Source organism: Trichocoleus sp. DQ-A1, assembly GCF_039961955.1.
GTDB lineage: Bacteria > Cyanobacteriota > Cyanobacteriia > Cyanobacteriales > FACHB-T130 > FACHB-T130.
In genome coordinates, this window is sequence record NZ_JAMPKE010000005.1 from 180,844 (window position 1) to 204,634 (window position 23,791).

Here is a 23,791-nt window from a genome sequence, read left to right on the forward strand (position 1 = left end):
GATGGAAATATGGCTAGAAAAACAGCACTTTGGTTATTATGGGCTGGATTTATCTCCTATGTTTTGCTGCTGGCACCACCAATTACGCCAGACACACTGAGGCTCATTAAAAATATATTGACGGGTCAGTGGACCCAGGTCAACCCAATTATCCTTTCTATATTTTCCCTGATTGGCATCTGGATACTCATCTATAGCTGTCTTTTGTTCGTCGATGGGAGGATGCAAAAGATTCGTTTCTGGCCTTTTGCTTTGGGTTCAGCGGGAACGGGAGTGATTAGCCTAATACCTTATTTAGCATTGAGGGAACCGAATCAAGAGTTTTCCGGGCAAAAGGATACCTTGCTGAAAGTTTTTGATTCTCGCTGGACGGGTATTATCCTCAATTTCAGCACGCTTTTCTTGCTAGCATTTGGCTTGCTTGCGGGTGATTGGGCAGGGTTTATTCAACAATTCCAAAGCGATCGCTTTGTCAATGGCATGAGTTTGGCTTTTTGCATGTTCTGTCTGTTGTTTCCGAGCGTTCTCGGCGATGATATGGCGCGTCGAGGGTTCAATATTCCCCCAGTTTTTTGGGCAGTATCGCTGGTTCCTCTGCTGGGACCCCTTGCCTATCTCTGTATTCGTCCACCTTTACCAGAAGCCGGTGCTGGTTCAGCACCAGAGTCTGTTGCGAACACTACACGAGTGTGAACAATTTTCGAGGTTTTCAGGAGAGAACAAACCGCGGAGGTCGCAGAGGACGCGGAGGAAAGAAAGGAGAGGCTGTGGCTTTCTTTTGAATGCAAGTTGGTGTGACTTAAGACGGAGGTAAGTGCTGTTATCTGACTTTTAAAGTTAAATAATTGATGTATAAAGTTATGGGTCAAGATTATGGGCAGAAAAATTGCCTTGTTCTTGATATGGATTACATTTCTTGTCTATACCGTATGGTTAGATCCACTTGCTCAACCAGAGACGTTTTCGCTGGTTTGGAAGTTGTTAACATTCCAGTTGGCAGATGTGAATGCAATTCTTGTGGCTATCTTCTGGCTCATGGGCGTTTGGCCTATGATTTATGCTTGTCTGATGTTTGCTGATGGCACAACGCAACCGTTTCGCTCATGGCCTTCTTTCATTGGGGCAAATGGAACGGGTGTGATTTGCTTGATCCCCTATTTAATTTTCCGAAAATCAAATCAAGAATTTTCTGGACCGAAGGATAAATTACTAAAAATTCTAGATTCCCGTTGGACAGGAATTTTCCTACTGTTAACAACGATTGGCTTACTTGCCTACGCAATATTTGCTGGAGATTGGGGAGATTATATTCAACAGTTTAAAACCAGGGAATTCGTTCACCTCATCAGTTTGGATTTTTGTCTGATGTGCCTGGTGTTTCCATTAACGTCACTGTTTGACGATGATATGGCTCGTCGGGACATAAAGGATGCTCGAATTTTCTGGGCGGTGGCGCTAGTACCTTTATTGGGACCACTTGCTTATCTTTGCCTGCGTCCATCTTTACCCGAATCAAGTGCTGAGGTCAGCTTTCAATCGTCTAATTTGACAGCTTAGCTTGCGAGTTGTTCCAGGAGAAAATGTAGAGACGCGCTGTAGCTTGTCTAGGAGGAGAGAAGCATAATTGCCACTTTTCCGGTATTTTCTTTTATAGCAATTCTCGTTTGGATGCAGTACCGTTTAACCCCACCCCTACCCCTCCCCTCAAGCAGGAAGAGGTTCAATACTGTCCCCTCACCGAAAAGTGGAGAGAGGGGATTGGGGGTGAGGTTAGGAGTGTGTTGCAACAAAGTGAGAACTGCTATACAGGCAAGTTAAAGGTGCGATAACCGATCGAAATGCCAACGAATCCTTACGCTTGGGTAGAGCAATCCCTCGCCACCATTCACCGCGCAGATTGGTATCGGTCGGTGCAAGCGATCGCTAGTCGTCCGGGTGCGACGGTGTTGCTGGAGGGGCGTGAAGTCATCAATTTTGCCAGTAATGATTACTTGGGACTCGCGGGGGATGAACGCCTCATCCAAGCCGCAGTAGCGGCTACTCAGACATTTGGCACGGGTAGCACGGGTTCTCGGTTACTCAGCGGACATCGGGAACTGCATCGGGAATTGGAAAAAGCGATCGCATCCCTCAAACAAACTGAAGATGCCTTAGTTTTTAGTTCTGGATATCTGGCAAACTTGGGAGCGATCGCGGCTTTAGTCGGAAAACGCGACCTGATTGTGTCTGATGGGTACAATCACTCCAGTCTGAAAAATGGGGCAATTCTTAGTGGTGCAATGGTTATTGAATACCCTCACTGCAATGTTGAGGAGTTAAAAACCCAACTGAATTTACACCGGGAAAAATACCGTCGATGCTTGATTCTTACAGACAGCGTCTTCAGTATGGACGGCGATTTGTGCCCCTTACCGGGACTGTTAAAGCTGGCGGAGGAATTTAGCTGTATGCTGCTCGTTGATGAAGCTCATGCCACAGGGGTACTCGGAGCAACGGGTGCTGGGTGTGTAGAACATTTTCGCTGTAGCAACGTCCCGTTAATTCAAATCGGCACCCTCAGCAAAGCTTTAGGCAGTTTGGGTGGATATGTCGCAGGCAACTCGGCTGTGATTGACTTTTTGCGGAATCGGGCACCTAGTTGGATTTATACCACGGCTCTTTCACCCGCTGATACCGCTGCGGCATTGGAAGCAGTTCGCATCATCCAAAAAGAACCGGAACGCCTCGCTAGTCTGTGGCGTAATGTCAATTTTCTCAAACAGCAGATTGCCCAGAAGTTACCACTACAATTACTGCCTTCTGAATCACCCATTCTCTGCTTTCCCTTGGAAAGTGCAGAAGCAGCGCTAAAAATGGGACATCAACTAAAAACATCCGGCATTTTCGCCCCAGCGATTCGTCCTCCCACGGTGCCTACGAGTCGAATTCGGCTCTCGGTAATGGCAACCCATGAAACTGCCCATCTTCAACGATTGGTGGAGGCGTTAATGGGTAATATTCAGCCTGGTTGATTCCCCGTAATATAAGAACCCCTCCCTGCCATCGCCTGCGGCTCCAGTTCCCGTCCCCGTAAGCGGGGAGGGTTGGGGGTGGGGTTCCAGGTGGAAAAACTATTGCCGATGGTCAACGATGGTAACGCGATCGCTTACTTGGGTCACGTTATCCTGAGACTTAATCTCATTCACAGCCGTCAGATTCTCCTGAGGTTCGATGATGCGGTTAGTGGAATCGGTTCTCGAAGTTGTAGAAGGCGGTACATCGTAGATAGCCCACTCTTGAATGCCGCGATTGCTCAGAACTGATTCGGCACGTTCGATATCGTCTTCGGTGCCATCTACCATAACCAGATAATCACCGCGAGCCACAAGATTGTTATAAACTTGCGCTCGATCTTCAGGAATTCCCAAACCCAGCAGTGCGCCAATCAAGCCACCTGCGGCTGCGCCGATTCCACTCCCCGCCAGGGTGGTTGCGATCGCAGTTGCGGTAGCACCAGCCAACAAAATCGGGCCAACTCCGGGAATCGCCAATACACCCAAACCGAGTAATAGGCCCGTCAGACCGCCTAAAGCACCCCCTGCGATCGCCCCTGTGGTTGCGCTTTCATCAACGTTATTGTCATCAACGCGATCGCTCATTTCAACGCCAGCGATTTGATCCTGGGGGTCTGCATCTCTGGCAACGACGGAAACTTTACTCATCGGAAAGCCAGAATTACTCAGCTCGTGAAGTGCATCTTCCGTATCCCGACGGCTGACAAAGGCACCAACGGCTCGCTTGTGTCGGCTGAAATCGCTGTCATTGACATTATCTTCTGTAGGAACATAGGTGATGGGAGAGGCGGCACCCAGCGGATTCATTCCTAACGAAGAGGAATAACCCGTCGCCAGGGGATCGAGTCCCAATGGGGAAGGATACGTGCTGCTGATCGGATCGAAGGGGGTTGAGGAAGAAGCGCCATAATTGTCAGGAACCGCCGAAACCCCAGTCACATTGTAGACACCCCAATGCTGAATACCTTGCCGGTTCAAAATCGATTCAGCACGATTAATTTCGTCTTGCGTACCCTCGACAATTACTAAATAATCTCCTTGGGAGACTCGGTGGTTGTAAACTTTGGCTTGTTCTTCAGGAATTCCTAAACCCATCAGTGTGCCGACAATGCCACCTGTCGCAGCGCCAACCGCACCCCCGATTAAAGCATCTCCCAGAATAGAAGCGATCGCACCTCCTGCGATAACCGGACCAAATCCCGGAACTGCCAACGCACTTAAGGCTCCTAGGACGCCAACTAAACCGCCGACCGCACCGCCTGCTAAGGCACCCGCCGCTGCACCCCCACCGGCTTCATTGCCGCCTCCGTAAGGGTTGACTTCAGCACCAGCTACCTCATCTTGCCGAGTGCTATCCCGTGCCACCACAGAAACTGTGTTCATGGCAAAACCAGAGTCCCTAAGCTCGTTGAGCGCATATTCCGCCTGTTCAGGTGTAGAAAATACGCCGACAGCTCGCTTGTTTTGGTCGAGGGTCATTTTTTTCCTCCTAGAAGTATTCAATAACTTCCGTCAGCACAAATACAGAATCAATTTTTTATTTATGCACTTTGCTTATCTTTCTGTTTTTTTCTACACTTTTCATCAGCCTGGAGATGTAAAATTTCCTCTATCAACAGATGGGTAAAAGATGTTCTTCTGTCTGACCCTAATGCATTTTTTGCATCAGTTTTTTTGACGAAAAACTCTTTTTGGTTTTTGCTCATTTTTTTGTATGCCTTTATTCCTTGCCCCTTAGCATGAGTGGAAAGACACTTATAGTTTGTCTTATACAGTAAACTTAACCCCGAAGCTGCTTCTGTTTCGGGGAAGGGGAAAGAACTTATCTTTTATGAACTTACTTTTATAAGGAGAGGAGTTGCCAAGAGATTAACGGACCTTTATCAGGGAGAACCGGCTCCTAGAGCATGAATGGGGAGATTCTGCCCCGATGACCCTGAGAAATTTTTCCGAACAGAGCGCGGGAATTGCCACTGATTCGTTCGGTTATACCACCACCGATAGAGGGCAACTATCGGTACGCTCATAATCAGAAGTAGTTTAAAGACGCACCGCCAGTTGATTGCCGTTAAAGGGGTGGATCTTTGTGCAAAAAAAGTGGTTACTACCAACCATCAGTGAAATATTAGCCCAGAGCGAACACAGCGAACAAACTGGGGCAAATTCTGTTATGCCTTCTGTAGAGCAGACAGCAGAAAAAGCGCATGGATTGCGCCCTGCCAGCCGGACGGCACGAGAGTACGCCCGTGCCTCGCGGGAGTGGTGTGGAGCGATCGCTGCCTTGGAACAATTGTTGCTGCAAGTTCTAGAACCTGCTAAACCTGATGCGCCACAAACCTTGGGCTTAGTTTTAGCGGGTCCTGTGCCGGTTCTGAGCCACCCAGCGGTAATGACTCGCGTTCATACCGGAATTTTTACAGCAGAGCGATTTAATCCTCTGGCATTAATGCCATTTCTGCTGCCTCCCGCAACAACTCAGCAAAAGGAAAACGAACCTCAATCCACTTCCAACTTCCCGTTAATCCCTGCCGATCCCTTAACAAGCGAACAGTTTTGCGTAATTTTTACACCACGGTTTAGTTTGGTGATGGTTGTTGGAGAAGATATTACAGGTGCCCCAGCTTTCCAATATTCTTTTGATCCGCAAGTGGTGGAGCAAGCGTGGCAAACTTTGCGATCGCGCTTGTTGCTGACTAGCCTTCATCAAGTGAGTCAGTTAGAAACTTTAGTCGAACGCTTTGCACCCCAAGCGCCCGATTATCGAACCGTTATGCAATTTAGCCGGTTGCTGTTGAAACATTTGCCCGAAGAAATCAGAGGCGATCGGAAAGACGCCGATTTATCCCGTCTTGGGTGTGGGCAAGAAGCAAAAGGTAAAGAGCTAGAAGATAATTCCGAACTGCCAATTTTGAATCCTAAATTAATTGAAAATTCAAAATTTAAAATTCAAAATTCTAATGATGTGGAATTACTTCAAGCGTTTGCCCACGAAGTACGGACGCCCCTGAGTACCATACGCACCTTAACGCGGCTGTTGCTGAAGCGCCGCAACGAATTAGCACCGGACATCATCAGGCGTTTGGAAGCGATCGATCGCGAGTGTACCGAGCAAATTGACCGCATGGAGTTGTTTTTCCGGGCGGTGGAATTAGAAACAGAAACCGTTAAGCGCTCGCCCGTTCACCTGACTGCGATGTCGGTAGCGCAGGTCTTCCAAAACAGCATTCCTCGCTGGCAAAAACAAGCAAATCGTCGCAACTTAACCCTAGAGGTGGTATTACCGCAAAAGCTCCCCGCTGTTGTCAGTAATCCCGCCATGCTGGATCAGGTACTAACTGGGTTAATTGAAAACTTCACTCGCAGCATCCCCGCAGGCGGTCATATTCAGGTGGAGGTGACACCCGCCGGAGACCAGCTAAAATTGCAACTCCAGTCTCAAAACCAACCTGACGAAAGCGGCAACTCGCTAGCCGCAGACAACAACCCACCAACGTGCAAGTCAATTGGTCAGCTATTGATGTTTCAGCCAGAAACCGGATGTTTGAGCCTCAATCTCAACGTCACCAAAAATCTCTTCCAAGCGTTAGGAGGAAAACTGATTGTACGGCAACGACCCCAGCAAGGTGAGGTCATGACGGTTTTCCTACCGTTAGATGTGGATGGTTCCGGCATTTGGAATGCTTAATTGGTAATCGCGGGATAGCGATCGCTATCCCGCCACTAATGCAAGTCTTAATATCTAGCATCCGCTCTTCGTTACAGCCGCGATCGCTGGACAGTATCTTTGTGTCTGGGCTATGACAGTGTAGCTACTGCCGCACATCTACACCTGTTGACCCAGCCATGCGACGCCCAAAAATCGGACTGATGCTATTCGCCATGCTTGTTGCCAATGGCGTGACACCAGTTGCCAATCTTCCAGCACCCTTAACAGCACCCCAAGCGTTGGCTCAAACCCCAAATGCAAGGAAAGCGGAAGCAGAGCGACTGGATGGGCAAGCATTTGACCAGTATCTTGCCAATCAACAGGAAGCGGCATTACAGTCTTGGCAACAGGCACTCTTGATCTACCAGGAACTCAAAGACCGCCGAGGCGAGGAGTTGGTCCTAGAAAAGATCGACATGGTTTATGAGACTCAAGCAGATCGCCTACGTAAACAAGGAGCTGGGCAGTATTTTACCAGTCAATGGGCAGCGGCATTACAGTCTTTGGAACAGTCACTCTTAATCTACCGGAACATCAAAAACCGAAAAGGCGAGGCATTGGCGCTAGGAGGGATAGGACTGGTTCATGACTCTCTAGGTGACTATGCCAAAGCGATTGATTACACTCAGCAGCAGTTGGGGATCGCACGAGAAATAGAAGACCCACTTAATGAGAGGGCGGCATTGGCCAATCTGGGAGGGATTTACCTTAACTTGGGAAACTACCCTAAGGGGATTGAGTATTCTCAGCAGGTATTGGCGCTCGTTGCAGCAGATGGATTTCCAGATCCACAAGCTGAGGGAAAGGCAGTAGCCAATCTAGGAGCAGCTTACGTTTCCCTGGGAGACTATGCCAAGGCGATTGACTACCTTCAGCAGCAGTTAGCCAACGCACGGGAAATAGGAGACCAACGAAGCGAAGGGGCGGCACTGGGCAATCTGGGAGTGGCTTACAGTAACCTTGGAGACTATGCTAAAGCGATTGAATCCTCTCAGCAGCAGTTAGCGATCGCACAGGAAGTTAAAAATCGACGAAGTGAGGGGTCGGCACTAGCCAATCTGGCAACAGCTTATCTTTATTTAGATGACTATACCAAGGCGATTGATTATACTCAGCAGAGTTTGGCGATCGCACGAGAAATCAAAGATCGACGCAATGAAGGAGCTTTACTAGGTAATCTGGGAGTGGCTTACCGTCGCCTTGGAGACTATGCTAAAGCGCTTGAATACTCTCAGCAACAGTTAGCGATCGCACAAGAAATTCAAAACCGTGAAAGCGAAGGCATAGCGCTGCAAAATATAGGTTTTACTCTCTATAAACAAGGCAATTTCGTAACCGCAGAGCCAATTTTAATGGATGGAATTAAGGTTCTGGAATCTATTCGAGCGGGCTTAGGCAGTAACGATGCGAATAAAGTGTCAATCTTTGAAAGGCAAGTTGGTACGTACCAGACATTACAAAAAGTCCTCATTGCCCAGAGTAAAACTGAGCCAGCACTGGAAATTGCGGAGCGGGGAAGGGCACGAGCCTTTGTGGAATTACTCGCTGATAGGTTGCAGGATGACAGGTTACAGGTTGAAGGTTCAGCTCCACCTTCTAACCTTCAACCTCTTACCATTGAGCAAATTAAACAAATTGCTAAAGCGCAAACCTCGACACTCGTTCAATATTCGATTATTTACGACACATTCAAAGTTCAAGGTAAACAAAAAGCTCAAGAATCAGAACTTTATATTTGGGTCATCAAGCCTACAGGTGAAGTAACGTTTCGCACGGCTGACTTGAAACCTCTGTGGCAAAAACAAAATATTTCTCTAGAAGAACTTGTTACTAGCAGCCGTGATTCCATCGGCGTTAGAGGTCGTGGCCTTGCCGTTGCCTCTAAAGTGGATAAAACCAGCACTAATAAACGATTACAGCAACTGCATCAACTGCTGATTCAACCGATTGCTGACCTATTGCCAAAAGACCCCAACGACCGAATTATTTTCATCCCTCAACGTGAGCTGTTCCTAGTTCCCTTCCCAGCACTCCAAGATGCCAGTGGCCAATACTTCATCGAACAACACACTATTGTGACAGCACCCGCTATTCAGGTTCTGGAGCTAACCCACAAGCAACGGCAACGTGTATCGGGAAAGGAAGTGCTAGTGGTAGGCAATCCTACAATGCCTAAAATTGCTCCTAAAATTGGGGAGAAACCGGAGCCGTTATCTCAGCTACCGGGTGCGGAACAGGAAGCAAAAGCGATCGCTTCTCTCCTCAAAACCAAACCGCTCATTGGCAAGCAAGCGACCAAAATAGCGATCGCGCAACAGATGCCCAAAGCGAAGATTATTCATCTGGCGACACATGGATTGCTGGATGATTTTCAAGGTTTGGGTGTACCGGGTGCGATCGCTCTCGCTCCATCTGAGCAGGATACTGGCTTACTCACCGCTAGCGAAATTCTAGACATGAAACTGAATGCTGAGCTAGTCGTGCTGAGTGCTTGCGACACTGGCAGAGGCAAAATTACCGGCGATGGCGTTATCGGACTATCTCGCAGCTTAATTACTGCGGGTATACCCAGTGTAATTGTGTCCCTCTGGTCGGTTCCAGACGCCCCTACAGCATCCTTAATGACCGAATTTTATCAAAACCTTCAGAAGAATCCCGACAAAGCGCAAGCGATGCGTCAGGCAATGCTGACAACAATGAAGCAACACCCCGATCCGAAAGACTGGGCGGCTTTTACTCTTATTGGAGAAGCACAATAATTAAAACAGAAAAATAGAAATTTTTCTGTTTTAATTCCTTCTCCCATTGGCTAAGCTCCGTGTAGCTGTTGCTCTTCATTTCGCTCAATGGCAGGCTTCAGACGACGGGGTGAATAGACACACTCAGTATGAGTTGTCTGTCGGATTGGAATCTGAATTACAAACTCAGTTCCCTCACCGGGTGCGGAAATACACTTCAGCTGACCGCCGTGTTTTTCCACAATCTGATAGCAAATTGATAATCCTAAGCCGGTACCTTTACCCACAGGTTTCGTTGTGAAGAAAGGGTCAAACATTTGACGCCGTACCGCTTCCGTCATCCCAATTCCGTTGTCTTCAATCCTGATAGCTACCTGATTTTTACCGACTAATTCGGTGCGTATCCAAATTGTCGGGGGTTGAGAATCGATACTGTCCTCCCCATGAGCCATCCCCCATGATTCCTTAGCAAAGACCTCTTCGAGGGCATCAATGGCATTACTGAGAATATTCATAAATACCTGGTTAATCTGCCCCCCCAAACACTCCACAGCAGGGAGATTGCCATATTCTTTAATAATTTTAATCCCAGAGCGTCCCGCTTTTGCTTCTAGTTGATTTTGTAATATCAGAAGAGTACTATTTATCCCGTCGTGTATATTCACAAATTTCTGTTGCGCTTCATCCAATCGGGAGAAATTTCGTAGGGACAGTACCAAGTCCCGGATACGGTTGGCTCCCACCTTCATCGAGCCTAAAAGTTTCGGGAGGTCTGTCTTCAAAAAATCTAGGTCAATTGCCTCAATTTCTGTTTGAATTTCCGGTTCTGGTTGAGGATGATGCTTGATATAAAGTTGCAGCAGATTCAGCAAATCCTGGACATATTGACCGGCATAGCTGAGATTGCCGTAAATAAAATTAATCGGATTGTTAATTTCGTGGGCAATACCAGCTACCAGTTGCCCCAAACTGGACATTTTTTCTGTTTGAATCAGCTGGGCTTGGGTTTTTTGCAGTTGGTGTAAAGTTTGTTCCAGATGTTCGGCTTGTTGTTGTAGAGACGCGATTAATCCTGTCTTTTGCGCCTCTGATTTCCGCAAAGCCGCCTCTACTGCGACACGCTCAATAATGTCCTTTTTGAGAAGCACATTCGCTTGAGCTAATTCGGCAGTTTGCTCCTCTACTTGTCTTTTTAAGTTATCGTGCGCTTGTCGCAATGCCTTTTCAGCTCGTTTGCGCTCAGCAATTTCACAACGCAATCGCTCGTTGCTATTTTCTAATGCTTTGGTACGCTCTTCTACTGCCTGCTGCAATACCTCAATGACATTGTACATATCCGCTGGGTTCAGCACTTGTAGCAGGCTGGTTTGGGAGACAATGCCGAGTAATTCGCCCTGATTGCTAGCAACTACCAGACGTCGCACGCGCCGCCGCTGCATTTCTTGATGGGCAACCCATAGGGAATCTGAGGGTTGCAGACAAAATAAGGGTGTACTCATTACGTCTTTTGCCTGCAATTTCGACAAGTCTAATTCCATCGCCTGAAACTGCACCACATCTCGCTCGGTGACAATGCCTACGGGCATTGGGAATTGAGAATTAAGCGTCTTTATTGGCTTGTTCTCAATTTTGTTTTCCCTCTGTTCTGTAATGACGACACAGCTGACTAGCTGACTCGCCATGATTTGGGCTAAATCGAGAACAGAAGCCGTTATAGGCGCATGAACGACTTGGGATGTCATCACATCCGCGACGTATCGCAATCGCGTTAGAAGATTAACGGGTTGCAACGCTTTGCGAATACTATCGTGCGTGACAATTCCGACTACCCCTGCATTATCGTCAATGATTGGCAAATGGCGAATTCGGTGCTGACGAAACAAGGAAAGAGCCGTGAAAACATCGTGAGCTTCTGATTGTCTGAGGGTAATGGCTGGTTGCGTGACGACATCGGCAATTTTGACGTTAATTAGGGAAGCTCTGGCGGCAGTCAGTCTAACAATATCGCGCTCTGTAAAGACTCCCACAAGCTGCGATCCTTGCATGACTAAGACACAATGACCTGCGGCATCGGCAGTGTCAAAATCGGTCTCCTCTTGTGACAACCAACAGGATGCAGGGTGCGGCAAGGCGGCGTTCATTCCCTCGCTCGCCTCCCAGCTTGGGTCTTCTGACGCTGCACTGGTGTCTGCTTGTGTCCCTCTGGCTTGGGTTCCTCTGGGCAACTCACAACTACTCCGTAACTGGCTCATGAGCGCCAATACATCAAGGAGAGGTGTGTCAGGCGCTACAGTCAGAGGCTGACGGTCAATAGCAGGGTCTAGAGATAGGCAAGGAAGCGGCAGGGCGTTGGGCTGCATTGTGAACCCATCCAGTAATTTCCACAGGGGTACTGTTGGCAATTGTAAACTGTGATACACCCAAACTTCTGCTAATTCTTAGTTATGTGCAATAAATCATTACTTGATTGCAATAAATATTTATGTTTTATGAAAGAAAATAAATCCCTAGATAGAGGGCTAATTCATAAATTGTCTATATAAAATCAGTACAAGTATCCTAAGAGCAAATATTTCCCTTTCTAGAAGAGAGTCCAATGAGTCCAATGGTTCTTAGCTCTTCAAAAATGAGGAATCGAGGGTTATTTTTCTTATCAAAAAAGAATAATAAAAAGGCTCCAGCAACGACTCAAAATTAGGATAACGAGCAAGAACAAATACATTAAACCCAAATTCGTGCTGGTATATTGCACCTAAAATAATTTACAAATAAGCTTAATGATTAGGGTATAGGCTAATTGCTAATTGGGCAAAAAAGGGCTTTGATTAGCGACTAGCCATTCGTTATTCAGGCTTAAACAGCACCAGTATTTTATCAACAATCGCATCACCAGCGCGGGTTTGCAGGATGGAATATGCTAATTCAATGAACGCAAAATCAGGGCGATTGTCTGTTTTAATCAGTTTGCTAGCAGGATAAAAAGTAATGTCATTGACAATGCCTTCATTCGTTATCCCTGTTTGCCAACCTGCTCGATTCCACGACAGCGATTTCCCACGTAAAGTCAACTGAAACCACTCGATATCATCTTCTCGCAGGTCAATAAACAGATCGAAATAAGGTTCTCCACCCTGATACCATACTCTTTTGACGCCATCTCCCTTGGCTGAGGTCAATAGCTTCTGATTGATCCGTCGCAACGAAGCGCCCAGTCCTGCAATCTCATCCCGATCCATAGCCATATCCATTTTTCGCATAGCAGCAAGGTTAATTACGTCACAATCAATCTGGGCGTAGGTTGACAGTTCGTTAAATAAGTAAGGCACGGATTCTCTCTTTAGAACATATTGGTGGATACGAGACTTCTGAGGGTGACTCCGGATTTGAGAATAAGGTTAGAGGCTGCAAGCCAGCGATTAACACTAAAAGAGAAAGAACGACTTGTTATAGGTGCAGGTTTATCCATCTAGTTGGCTATTTACAAATATTTGGCTTCAATCCGTCCTTATGCAACTAACAAACTTCATCGTTTTATTTGTCCTGCCTGAACAGAGAGAATTTGAGAAGAATTCAACCACTGGGCATCGAAGGAACCTAAGTGAGTAGTGGTAATCAGGGTCTGAAAGCGGTCTTGGATGGCATCTAACAGTTGATTTTGGCGGTTTGGGTCTAACTCGGCTAGAACATCATCAAGTAGCAACAGCGGCGGTTCTCCAACGACTTCTTCAATCAGCTTTAGCTCTGCCAGTTTCAGTGCCAAGACTAGGGTTCGCTGCTGACCTTGGGAGCCATAGATTCTTGCCGGTGTTTGGTTGATGGTAAACTCAACTTCGTCCCGGTGAGGACCGACGAGGGTTGTGCCTTGGTGATGTTCGACGACCCGACGCTGTTGAATTTTCTCTAAAAAAGCTTGCTGTACCGCTTCGGGTTCTTCCTTCTCCAGGGTGACATTGGGGGCATATTTTAATTCCAGCACTTCAGCTCTACCGCTAATGCTAGCGTGCCAAGCCTGAGCGAGAGGTGCCAGCCGTGTCAGGACTCTGGCTCGACGACGGGTAACGCGAGAACCCGCGATCGCTAATTGGACATCCCACAACGCCAATTCAGAGTCCCGATTCAAGTCTCCAGACTTGGTGGAAATTTCCTCTTGCCTGTTACTAGAAGAAGGTTGGGCTTTTCTCGCTTCTTGTCTTAATAAGGCGTTGCGCTGCCGTAATACTTGGTTATATTGCTGCAAAATGTGGGCGTAGACGGGTTCCAACTGGGTGAGGATGGAATCTAGCCAGTTGCGGCGTTGTTCGGGGGCACCTCGCACTAGATCTAAATCTAAACTGGAGAATTCTACAGCGTTGAGGACGCCGAGAAAATCCATTTGGCGTCGCAAAGCTTCTTGGTTAATGGCTGCGGTACGACGCCCTTGAGTGCGGAGGGTTAAAGCCAGATCCACTAAGCCGTTAGCGCGTTCCAGCGTGGCTGTAATTTTACCGTCCGCCGCGCCTTCGCGGATCAGGTCGCGATCGCGTCCGGCTCGATGGCTTTTGAGGGTTGATAGTAACTCGACTGCTTCCAAAAGATTGGATTTTCCTTGGGCATTATTCCCCACCAAAATCGTCTTAGGAGCCTCGAAATCAACTCCACAATCCAAGTAGTTGCGAAACTGGCGCAGGTGGAGGGTTTTGAGATACATAGCTAATGGATCATTAGTAATGGAATGGGTAATGGGGCATGGGTGATTATTTTCAGCCTAGATTCTTCCAATAACCAGTCCCTAATTCCCCATTACTTATTACCCATTACCGTCTGCCTTTGTAAAAAAAACGGATAAACAGTTTTTCCATCTCAACCCAAACGAACATTAAGGCACTGAAGCCGATACAAATACCGAGTTCAGTAAGAGTCAGGTAGTGAGTTCCAAAGAAAGAACGCAGAGGGGGTACGTAGACGAGCATTAGCTGCAACGCCGTGGTAACAACCACCGCTCCCCACAAATACAGGTTGGTAAAGGGATTCATCTCGATCGTCAGTTGGCTGTTAGAACGAACCGCCAAAGCGTGTCCCATCTGAGCGAGACACAAGGTTGTAAAGACCATCGTCTTCCAAACATCTGGATTTCCCGGATAGCCGGGTGCATGAGTATAGTTGTAAGCCCATGCCATCAAAGCAATACTGATAATCGCAAAGACAATCCCAATCCGAACCATGTAAGAACCCAGCCCTTGGGCAAAAATACTTTCGCGGGGATTCATGGGAGGACGGCGCATCACGTCGGGTTCTGCGGGTTCTACGGCAAGGGCGAGAGCGGGTAAACCATCCGTAACCAGGTTCATCCAGAGAATCTGCAACGGCGAGAGCGGAACGCCCCCCAAGCCAAGCAGAGGTGCAGCGGCAATGGTCAACACTTCGCCGATGTTGCTGCCCAAAATGTATTTAATAAAGCGGCGAATATTACTGTAAACTGTCCGCCCTTCTTCAGTAGCGGCGACGATAGTGGCGAAGTTGTCGTCCAGTAGCACCATATCGCTGGCTTCTTTACTGACGTCGGTGCCGGTAATGCCCATTGCGATGCCGATGTCGGCTTGTTTGAGTGCTGGGGCATCGTTGACGCCATCGCCGGTCATGGCGACAAATCTACCGCGACGCTGGAGGGCTTGAACAATGCGGAGTTTGTGTTCGGGGGCAACACGGGCGTAGATGCTAACTTCGTCAACGACTTGATCTAGCTCCTCTGGACTAAACTTTTGCAGTTGTTGACCTGTGAGGACGCGATCGCCTTCTTGGGCAATCCCTAAATCTTGGGCGATCGCTTGTGCTGTTAGCTGGTGGTCGCCAGTAATCATCATGGCTCGAATTCCAGCGGCTTTGCATTTAGCGACTGCATCCCGCACTTCCGGACGCGGAGCATCCTGCATTCCGACTAAACCCAGCCAAACTAATTCTTGCTCGTTTGTTTCCTCCGATCCTTCGGGCGGAACGCTCTCTAAAGGCTTGTAAGCAAATCCCAGTACCCGCAAGCCCTTACTTGCCATCTGGTTATTTTGCTCCAGAATTTGAGTTCGTTGCTCATCGCGCAGAACTTCGCTCTGGTCGCCTACCTGAATTTGGGTACAACGCTCCAAAATTAACTCTGGAGAACCCTTCGTAAACATCAGGTGGCTGCTAGAAAAAGGCGTGTTTTGAATCCAAGCGCCCGCTTCGCAGATCGCGCTCATCCGCTTGCGTTCGGAGGAAAAAGGAAACTCGGCAACGCGGCGCATTTGGCGGCTTAGCGGTTCCTTATCAATTCCTCCCTTCCCAGCCAGGACAATTAATGCCCCTTCTGTGGGGTCGCCGAGAATTGCCCACTCATTCTTGTCGTGCTGTAACATTGCGTCATTACAAAGCACGCAGCCAAGCATCAGGATTTGCAGATCCCGATACTGCTCTGCGGCTACCTGCCGCTCGTCGAGATAAAATTCTCCGGTAGGGATGTAACCTTCGCCGGTAACGCGGAAGGTATGGTTTGCCGTGTCTACCCGCTGCACCACCATTTTATTTTGGGTGAGGGTGCCGGTTTTATCCGAGCAGATAGTTGTGACAGAACCGAGGGTTTCTACCGCTGGGAGTTTGCGAATCAGTGCGTGGCGGCGTACCATCCGCTGGGTTCCCAGTGCCAACGTCACTGTAATGACTGCTGGCAAGCCTTCTGGCACTACCGCCACTGCCATCGATAGAGAAACTTCCACAAGGTCTTGCAAGACATTCCAGTTCCAACGCCCCTGGCTGAAGAAATTATGCAGCATTCCGCCGACGATGACGATGGCAACTAAGATCAAAGAACCCGTCACCAGCACGTTGCCCAGCTGGGTCATTCGCTGTTGCAACGGGGTGTCTTCAGCTTCGACGGATTGCAGCATATCGGCAATTTTGCCGAGTTCCGTCTTCATACCAGTGCCGGTGACGATGACCTTGCCGCGCCCTTGGACGACTTCAGTGCCTTGAAAGACTAAGTTAATGCGATCGCCCAATGCGGTTTCTTCACTCAGATGCACCGCTGCCTGCTTACTTGATGGATGAGCTTCGCCGGTTAGTGCCGATTCCCGCACTTGCAGATTTGACTCTTCAATTAGACGCCCGTCGGCGGAAACCTGCACCCCTGCTTCGAGGAGCATGATGTCTCCTGGAACAAGATCCTTGCCGTCCACCTCTAATTGTCTGCCATCGCGGATCGTTCGCACTTTCGGAGAGGAAAGCTTCTTGAGGGCGGCAAGTGCTTTTTCGGCGCGGCTTTCCTGGAGATAGCCCAAGACGCCGTTAAGGATGACAATCAGTAAAATTGCAATTGTGTCCTTGAAGGGAATTTCACCAGGGGCTAATCTGCCAGCGCGTAAATCCACCAGGTCTAGAATCCCGGAAATCAGTGCTACTAGAATCAGCATCAACAACATGATGTTCTTGAACTGATCGAGCAAGATTTCCCAGGTACTTCGACCCGCAGTTTCTTGCAGTTCGTTGGGGCCGTATTGCTGCAACCGCTGTTTGGCTTCCTGGGTCGTCAGACCAACTTCTGGGTCGCTTGCTAGCTGCTCCAGTGTCTTGTCCACTGGTAGAGTATGCCAGACGCTTGCTAGATCGGGTTTTGAATGTGAAGGAGATGGGGTCACGGGAAATGCTTTAACACCTACTAGCACTTAATCATAGGGCTTAAATCCGGTGACTGGGAGGTATTTTAAGGAGTGCGTAGGGGTGATTGTGGAACTAAAACCGATATTGCTTTAGGAATTAGGCGAAATTTGGCAGGGGTGTAAGTGGTGATTTCACCATCAGTATTAATCGGGAGAGGTTTTAGCGTGGATACCTCAATTTCCCGCCCTTGAAGACTTCGCACCTCAGGCCATTCTGCTTGTTTTCCTTTTAGCATGGAAGGTAGCAATCGGACGATCTGCCATGCATTTTGAACTTCCAAGCTGTACAGATCCAAGCGCTGATCGTCAATGGTAGCATCGTCAGCAACGGTCATGCCACCGCCGTAATATCGTCCGTTGCCTACGGCAATCTGAACGGTTCTCACCTGAATAGATTCGCCATTGAGACGAATTTTTGCTAGAAAAGGACGCGATCGCCCAACTACCTGGATGGCGGTGACTGCATAGGCGAAGACTCCCCAGCGTTGCTTAGTTTCTTTGGTTAGCTGCTGAGTAATTTGCACGCTCAATCCGAGACTAGCAACATTGAAGAAGTGCTTTCCATTCACCCAACCTAAGTCAATTCGCTGTTTTTGACCTGTTGCAATTACCTCGCAAGCTTCGGGGAGGGAGACAGGAATTGAAAGGGTTCGTGCCAGGTCGTTGGCTGTTCCTAAAGGTAGGATGCCTAGCGGGAGTTGGGTGTCAATCAGACCCTCGGCAGCGGCATTTAGGGTGCCATCTCCGCCACCGATGATAACCAGATCGACGCGATCGCGGTAACGACGGATAATTTCTGGTATCTGCTGGGGCTTTTGTGTGGACTCTTCTTGCAGGTCAAAGCCTAACTCCTGCAATTTGGCAACCGCCTCTGATAGACCTTGTTTTCCTCGGCGTGCGTGGCGATTTAGCAGCAACAATGCTCGCCGGTTCATGCTGAGCCTCTTCCATTAATTGTCAATTATCTTGACAAACCTTTGATAAAAAGAAATCTACCTGGGGAGGCAAGAGGAATTGAAGCTTGAAGGAGAATCTTGAGCTGACCCCCAATCTTAACTTGACAATTTGCCACTTTGTAATTTTGATAATTTTCGCTGTGTTTACAAATATCGCTGAAGGACTTGGGCAGTCGCTTGTCCAGTTTTTGTCCAGCTAAATTGACTGGCTCTAGCAAGACTAGCTTGACGAAGACGCGATCGCCATCCTGAATCCGTCACCACTGCCTGCATCGCTTCGGCAATTTCTCCCACGTTGTAGGGATTGACTAAAAGGGCGGCGTCACCCGCGACTTCTGGCAGCGAGGAGAGGTTGGAAGTAATCACGGGGGTGCCACACGCCATTGCTTCTAAAACGGGCAGTCCAAAGCCCTCCCAGAGGCTAGGGAAGACGAGAGCGATCGCTTGATTAATTAGCGTCGGCAATTCCTCGTAGGAAACGTAATCTAGAAATTTTACTTGATTCTTTATACCTAGCTGTTCCACCTGCGCCATCAACACAGGCGTATAACGCTTATCCCCAGATCCAGCTATCCATAATTCATTGTCACGGCAACTTGGTAAAGTAGCGAATGCGTTAATTAACCGAGCAATATTTTTGTAGGGATCTTGGCGACCAATATAGAGGAAATAATTGCTTCTAGGAATATTTAGAAACCGAAAATGATTGACGTCATAAGCCAAATGAATTGGCGTAATTTTATATTCTGGAATGTGGAAGAAATCAATAATATCCTGAGCGGTGGAGCTAGAGTTACAAATAATATGCTCAGCTTGCGCTAAAACCTGGGGAATATAGTAGCGGAAGTAGAGCGTTAGGGGAGAAAAGCGTTTAGGAAACCGCAGCGGGATGAGATCGTGAACCATTACCACTGAACGGCAACCCGCATACAACGGCGCTTCAGGAACTGGGGAAAAGATTAAACTAGAATTCAATTTTTTGTAAATTTTGGGCAACTGCCGCTGCGTCCACAGCAGACGGCGAAAATGCCCTTTTGACCCTTGTGCGGGGGTTAGATCCGACGGAACTGGATAGCAGCGATAGTTGGGAAAATTTTGGGCTGTCAGTAAGGTTGGTTCGAGAGGCTGTAGATGAGGAAAAAGATTTATGGCATAGGTGCTGATGCCAGTAGGTTGAGAAAAAATGAAGGAAAGATTGATGAGCAAGTGATTGAATAAGCAATCCTCTAAATTACTCATGTCAACAATGACTTATATGCCTTAAGCGTTTCCTGTGCCGTTCTTTCCCAAGAAAATAGTTTAGCTCTTTCTTTACCCTTCTGAATTAATTCGCTACGAAGCTGAGAATCACTAATTACTTTCAAAATTGCATCTGCCAAGCTAGCCGGATCATCCGGGTCAATCAAAAGGGCTGCATCTCCTGCCACTTCTGGCAATGAGGATGTATTAGATGTGATAACAGGTGCGCCTAAAGTCATTGCTTCCAATACAGGCAGACCAAATCCCTCGTAGTAGGATGGATACACAAAAGCATCAGCTTTGGAGTAAAACACAGCAACCATTTCATCAGATAAATAGTCAAGGTGATGAATCTGGCTTCTCCATGCTGAACTTTCAATTTCTCTAAATATGGGTTCGTAATTCCATCCTTTCTGACCAATTAAAACCAATTGATGCTCTAATTTGTATTTTTCCTTCAAGAAATTAAAGGCTTTAATTAAATTATTAATATTTTTTCTTGGCTCAAGTGTACTCACAAATAACAAGTATGGTTTGGAAAAGTCATATTCACTAGATGCCTCCATTTGATGCGCTAGTTCTTCAGATAAATATCCGGAATAGTAGCGACTGGCCAGCGGAGTTACATAAATCCGTTGAGGATCTACGCCCAAGTAGTCAACAATGTCTTTTTTAGAGCTTTCTGAAATTGTTAGTACTAAATCTGTCCATTCCAAGCACTTTTTGACTCGCTTATTGTATGTTTTTACGACAGAGTTAGTATAAGCTGGAAATTTAATAAACGTTAAATCATAAACATTCATAATTTTTAGAGCGTTTCTACAGGGATAAACGTAATAATTTGTTCCCTGTAATATATCTGGTTCATCCAGATGCTTTTCAAAGTACTTAGATACCATCCAATTCGAAGGTATAGACAATAAAATGTTTGAAATTCTAACTGGTATGGGAACTATATGAAACTGAGAATCTATATTTAAAGATTTAGGAGGAGATATATTCCGGCGTAGCCAATTTCTTAAGCCAGGTTGGTAAGAAATACTTAACTGAAACTTTTCTTTAACCTGTAGTGGATGGAGGGAGCGAATTAAGTTGGTAACATAAAGACCGACCCCGCTAGCATTTGGCTGTATGGGTGTTGCATCAATTGTGATTTTTAGCATTTAGGTTAAATTGTATAGATTCTTTCATAAATGGTTACTAAAATTTAGTTGTAAACCATTCATAAACTATATCGGTAACAGGTTCTTGCTCCAAGCTTATCCACATGGGTAAACGAACCAGCCGTTCACTTGCAGTATCTGTTACGTTCAAGCTGCCATGAGCTTTCCCATATTTTTTACCTGCTGGGGATGAGTGCAGAGGAATATAATGGAACACTGCTCCAATTTTTTTAGGCTTGAGGTATTCCAGTAGTTCGGCCCTATGTTCTCCATTCTGGAGTAACAGATAATACAAATGCCCATTTTGTTGGCAATTTTTAGGTATTATGGGGCGTCTGAGAATGCCTTTTTCCTCTACATCCAAAAACCGTTTGTGGTAGTTTTCCCAGATTTTTAATCGATTCTGGGTAATCTCTTCTGCTAATTCTAGTTGAGCTAAAAGGAATGCAGCCACAAGTTCACTAGGTAAGTATGAAGAACCAATGTCCACCCATGTATATTTGTCGATCTGTCCTCTAAAAAACTTGCTACGGTTTGTACCCTTCTCACGGATAATCTCAGCCCGTTCAATTAATTTAGAATCATTAATTAATAAAGCTCCCCCTTCGCCAGAAATCAAATTTTTAGTTTCGTGAAAGCTTAGAGCAGCCAGATGTCCAATACTACCCAAAGGTCGCTCCTTATATTTAGACATTATGCCTTGAGCAGCATCTTCAATGACTAAAAGATTGTATTTGTCTGCCAGTGCCATAATGACATCCATTTCGCACCCTACACCTGCATAATGAACTGGAACAATGGCTTTGGTCTTGGATGTAATAGCAGCTTCTATCTGAGACTCATCAATATTGAGAGTATCTGGGCGAATGTCTACGAAAACTGGCACAGCCCCACGTAATACAAAAGCATTAGCAGTAGATACAAATGTATAAGATGGCATAATTATTTCATCCCCTGGCTGGATGTCTGCGAGAATTGCTGCCATCTCTAATGCTGCCGTACAAGAATGAGTTAATAATGCTTTGTAACAGCCAATTTTTGACTCTAACCAAGCATGGCATTTTTTACTGAATTCACCGTCTCCAGAAAGGTGCTGGTTCTGAATGGCTTGAGCAATGTACTCAAGTTCGCGACCCGTAGCAAAAGGAACATTAAAAGGAACTTTATGAATATTCACGGCTTTTATAAAATTGCTTGCTAAATTACTGCTAAAAAACTTAATAATTGCCCGTTTGCGTTACATACATTAAATATACTAAACCATTAATAAAATGCAACCCAAAAAGTAATAAGCAAAAGAAAAACTTGGTTTTTAATTTATAAAAAATACTAGCAAAATAAAAATCTTTTAAGTTTTGTTGCTTAAATAAAAATAAAATTGAATAAACAAAAAGTATAAATAAAGTAATTTGTCCCCCCCATAAAAAGTTACCAGCATACATCCTACTTGATTCTCCTAAAAAGTAAATATAAAAAATAGAGACTAAAAATACCAACCAAGCTAAATTAAGACTAAACTCAGTTTTAGCTTTTTTCCAAAACAAAATATAAACAGATAATGGGAAAAGAATTGACATTATAAAATCATACAAAAGGCTATTTGAGTAGAAGCTCATAACTTTAAAAGGAGCAAAAACTATGCTACTCTTTCCTCCTTTGATAAAAGTTGGATCGCTTAGGTATGTCAAGCTGAACTGCCACCCAAGAACTATGAGGGCTGGAACACAGAGACTCCAAATTATTAGCCTACTGTTTATAAATTTATTCATATATAATTTATATATTATTACAAAAAATATAGCTGGTATCAGGCAAATAATATAATTAGGCTTAGTTATCAAAGACAGTATCGTTAGAAAAAATAAACTTAGATTTATTTTCTTAGTCTTAGAGTATGATTCTGGATGCTTAAAAATCTCACTTATTGTATTGAAAATCAATAGGCATATCGGTTTAGCAAGCAACGTTGTGGCACTATGATACATAGTTATTCCTATATACCCAAGATAAAGCCTAGGGTATGTAAATAAACTAATAGGTGTAATAATCATTAAAGCTAAAGTTATCGGTATGGAGTAAAATTCCTTTTTAGAAAAAGGAATGTTTTGACGAATATTACACTCAGCAATTATAGCTAAAATCCAGCAAGCACATATAGGAACAATATAGTATCCAGCAATATTAAAACTAATAAAAGGAGCAAGAATATGTATAATAATAACGAGTAATTGATATAAAAAATGAGGAGTTCCAATAAATTTTCTTTCTGCCATTTGTTGAGCTAATTCAATGTGAAAAGTATAAGTTCCTGTTGGATCGGCTGGGTAGAGACGAGAAAGAGGTAGACCCCAGAGTACAGTGACTCCAATAAGTAAAATGATTATTGTAATTAAATTGCTTTTTTTCACTTTTTGGCAATTAATAGTAGAGAGCCGCCCAATGGAAATGACAAACCTAACCGGATTGCTGCACGTTCAAAATCAAGCACTTTTCCTAGAATAGAATTTGCTAAACCGCTTATTCTCAGTTCAGATAAAGGATCGTAGTTTAGCTGAGGCCGTTGCTGCTGCGAGCGAGAAAGAAGCATGAGTGGTAGGAGGAGCGAGACAAAAGATGTCATTCTCACAATCTTAAACCCAGCCCGTTGTACTTTTGTTTTTAACTCTTGAGCGCGATATCGGCGTACATGATGAGCATAATCGTCGGCTTGGCTCCATAGCCAAGGATGCTGTGGAACTGTTAGTATAATTCCCCCTCCTGGTTTTGTTGCTCGATACATTTCCGCTAAAACTATGCGATCTTCTTTAATATGTTCCAGTACGTCAAAAGCGCCGATAATATCAAATTCTTCCTCAAAGGGAATTTTACAGGCATCCATCTGGAATAAGTCGGCTTTAGAAAGCCGTTGGGCAGCGAAAGCCAAGCCAGTGCTGAATATTTCACTTCCAGATAAGGTTAGTTTAGGGAATGCTTTCTCAATACCAGCTAAAACAAAACCAGTTCCACAACCAATTTCTAAAAAGTTTTGAGCTTGGGGAAAGTAGCGTCCTAGCGCCCAAAGTAGTAAATGGTTGCGAGAACAGAACCAAAAATTTTCGGCCTCTAAAGTGGCCAATTGGGGAAAAAAATTAGGCTCGTAGTTATCATTTATTTGTGCAAATTCAGGTGAAAATGATAAAAAGCCATCAATTCGTTTGGGTCTATAGGAACATGAAAGACATGCCCAGTTCAAGCTATCAAATCGCGTGCCACACTTGCTACAAATTTTCATGTTA

At 45.9% G+C, this 23,791-nt stretch carries 17 protein-coding genes; 5 read left to right on the forward strand and 12 right to left on the reverse strand.

The window, feature by feature from the left end; translation table 11 throughout:
* Positions 1–9 precede the first annotated feature (9 nt).
* The 3 genes from NDI33_RS07770 (at position 10) to bioF (ending at position 3,011) form a co-directional block, all read left to right on the forward strand.
* The gene (locus tag NDI33_RS07770) at positions 10–693 is read left to right on the forward strand and encodes a hypothetical protein (RefSeq protein WP_190677301.1); all 684 of its coding nucleotides are present in this window, start codon (positions 10–12) and stop codon (positions 691–693) included.
* A 180-nt stretch (positions 694–873) separates the two neighbouring features.
* Positions 874–1,557 carry a DUF2834 domain-containing protein gene (locus tag NDI33_RS07775; protein WP_190677303.1) on the forward strand — a complete coding sequence of 228 codons (684 nt, stop codon included), beginning with the start codon at positions 874–876 and terminating at the stop codon, positions 1,555–1,557.
* Positions 1,558–1,838: 281 nt separating this feature from the next.
* Positions 1,839–3,011, forward strand: a complete 1,173-nt coding sequence (gene bioF, locus NDI33_RS07780; protein WP_190677305.1) for an 8-amino-7-oxononanoate synthase — start codon at positions 1,839–1,841, stop codon at positions 3,009–3,011.
* A gap of 99 nt (positions 3,012–3,110) precedes the next feature.
* On the opposite strand, the gene NDI33_RS07785 is transcribed toward bioF, so the two are convergent.
* Both NDI33_RS07785 and NDI33_RS07790 read right to left on the reverse strand, forming a co-directional pair.
* Positions 3,111–4,532, reverse strand: a complete 1,422-nt coding sequence (locus NDI33_RS07785; RefSeq protein ID WP_190677307.1) for a general stress protein — start codon at positions 4,530–4,532, stop codon at positions 3,111–3,113.
* Positions 4,533–4,594: 62 nt separating this feature from the next.
* Positions 4,595–4,759 (reverse strand): hypothetical protein, encoded by a 165-nt coding sequence (locus NDI33_RS07790; protein WP_190677309.1) that lies wholly within the window; start codon positions 4,757–4,759, stop codon positions 4,595–4,597.
* Positions 4,760–5,139: 380 nt separating this feature from the next.
* On the opposite strand from NDI33_RS07790, the gene NDI33_RS07795 reads away from it, so the two are divergent.
* Together NDI33_RS07795 and NDI33_RS07800 are read left to right on the forward strand one after the other, a co-directional pair.
* Positions 5,140–6,738, forward strand: coding sequence for a HAMP domain-containing sensor histidine kinase (locus NDI33_RS07795; RefSeq protein WP_190677315.1), 1,599 nt, complete (start codon positions 5,140–5,142; stop codon positions 6,736–6,738).
* 158 nt (positions 6,739–6,896) lie between these two features.
* The gene (locus NDI33_RS07800; RefSeq protein WP_190677317.1) at positions 6,897–9,518 is read left to right on the forward strand and encodes a CHAT domain-containing tetratricopeptide repeat protein; all 2,622 of its coding nucleotides are present in this window, start codon (positions 6,897–6,899) and stop codon (positions 9,516–9,518) included.
* A 50-nt stretch (positions 9,519–9,568) separates the two neighbouring features.
* Here the strand turns inward: NDI33_RS07800 and NDI33_RS07805 are convergent, their stop codons facing one another.
* From NDI33_RS07805 to NDI33_RS07850, 10 genes are all read right to left on the reverse strand, one after another.
* Entirely contained in the window at positions 9,569–11,857 is a 2,289-nt protein-coding gene (locus NDI33_RS07805; protein ID WP_190677387.1) for a CBS domain-containing protein, read from the reverse strand.
* A 483-nt stretch (positions 11,858–12,340) separates the two neighbouring features.
* Positions 12,341–12,823, reverse strand: coding sequence for a hypothetical protein (locus NDI33_RS07810; RefSeq protein WP_339380271.1), 483 nt, complete (start codon positions 12,821–12,823; stop codon positions 12,341–12,343).
* 197 nt (positions 12,824–13,020) lie between these two features.
* Entirely contained in the window at positions 13,021–14,184 is a 1,164-nt protein-coding gene (recF, locus tag NDI33_RS07815) for a DNA replication/repair protein RecF (protein WP_190525340.1), read from the reverse strand.
* A 106-nt stretch (positions 14,185–14,290) separates the two neighbouring features.
* Entirely contained in the window at positions 14,291–17,137 is a 2,847-nt protein-coding gene (locus NDI33_RS07820) for an HAD-IC family P-type ATPase (RefSeq protein ID WP_190525339.1), read from the reverse strand.
* 65 nt (positions 17,138–17,202) lie between these two features.
* Positions 17,203–18,093: a lipid kinase gene (locus NDI33_RS07825; protein ID WP_190410392.1), complete on the reverse strand. Its 891-nt coding sequence runs from the start codon at positions 18,091–18,093 to the stop codon at positions 17,203–17,205.
* Positions 18,094–18,258: 165 nt separating this feature from the next.
* Entirely contained in the window at positions 18,259–19,353 is a 1,095-nt protein-coding gene (locus tag NDI33_RS07830; RefSeq protein WP_190410393.1) for a glycosyltransferase family 1 protein, read from the reverse strand.
* Complete coding sequence (locus NDI33_RS07835) at positions 19,350–20,516, reverse strand: glycosyltransferase family 1 protein (protein WP_190410394.1); 1,167 nt, start codon at positions 20,514–20,516, stop codon at positions 19,350–19,352. Before NDI33_RS07835 ends, NDI33_RS07830 begins: the two co-directional genes overlap by 4 nt.
* A gap of 37 nt (positions 20,517–20,553) precedes the next feature.
* On the reverse strand, positions 20,554–21,693 hold the full coding sequence (gene rffA, locus NDI33_RS07840; protein ID WP_339380833.1) for a dTDP-4-amino-4,6-dideoxygalactose transaminase: 1,140 nt from the start codon (positions 21,691–21,693) through the stop codon (positions 20,554–20,556).
* Positions 21,694–21,733: 40 nt separating this feature from the next.
* Positions 21,734–22,924: a hypothetical protein gene (locus NDI33_RS07845; protein WP_190410395.1), complete on the reverse strand. Its 1,191-nt coding sequence runs from the start codon at positions 22,922–22,924 to the stop codon at positions 21,734–21,736.
* A complete protein-coding gene (locus NDI33_RS07850) occupies positions 22,921–23,787 on the reverse strand; it encodes a class I SAM-dependent methyltransferase (RefSeq protein ID WP_190410396.1) in 867 nt (288 codons plus the stop codon). The genes NDI33_RS07845 and NDI33_RS07850 overlap by 4 nt, the downstream gene beginning before the upstream one ends.
* Between the last annotated feature and the right edge of the window lie 4 nt (positions 23,788–23,791).

Excerpts from the sequence above, each read along its gene's own strand:
- NDI33_RS07770 (WP_190677301.1), top strand. The coding sequence starts at position 10 with ATGGCTAGAAAAACAGCACTTTGGTTATTATGGGCTGGATTTATCTCC.
- NDI33_RS07775 (WP_190677303.1), top strand. The coding sequence starts at position 874 with ATGGGCAGAAAAATTGCCTTGTTCTTGATATGGATTACATTTCTTGTC.
- bioF (WP_190677305.1), top strand. The coding sequence starts at position 1,839 with ATGCCAACGAATCCTTACGCTTGGGTAGAGCAATCCCTCGCCACCATT.
- NDI33_RS07785 (WP_190677307.1), bottom strand. The coding sequence starts at position 4,532 with ATGACCCTCGACCAAAACAAGCGAGCTGTCGGCGTATTTTCTACACCT.
- NDI33_RS07790 (WP_190677309.1), bottom strand. The coding sequence starts at position 4,759 with ATGAGCAAAAACCAAAAAGAGTTTTTCGTCAAAAAAACTGATGCAAAA.
- NDI33_RS07800 (WP_190677317.1), top strand. The coding sequence starts at position 6,897 with ATGCGACGCCCAAAAATCGGACTGATGCTATTCGCCATGCTTGTTGCC.
- NDI33_RS07805 (WP_190677387.1), bottom strand. The coding sequence starts at position 11,857 with ATGCAGCCCAACGCCCTGCCGCTTCCTTGCCTATCTCTAGACCCTGCT.
- recF (WP_190525340.1), bottom strand. The coding sequence starts at position 14,184 with ATGTATCTCAAAACCCTCCACCTGCGCCAGTTTCGCAACTACTTGGAT.
- NDI33_RS07825 (WP_190410392.1), bottom strand. The coding sequence starts at position 18,093 with ATGAACCGGCGAGCATTGTTGCTGCTAAATCGCCACGCACGCCGAGGA.
- NDI33_RS07830 (WP_190410393.1), bottom strand. The coding sequence starts at position 19,353 with ATGAGTAATTTAGAGGATTGCTTATTCAATCACTTGCTCATCAATCTT.
- NDI33_RS07835 (WP_190410394.1), bottom strand. The coding sequence starts at position 20,516 with ATGCTAAAAATCACAATTGATGCAACACCCATACAGCCAAATGCTAGC.
- NDI33_RS07850 (WP_190410396.1), bottom strand. The coding sequence starts at position 23,787 with ATGAAAATTTGTAGCAAGTGTGGCACGCGATTTGATAGCTTGAACTGG.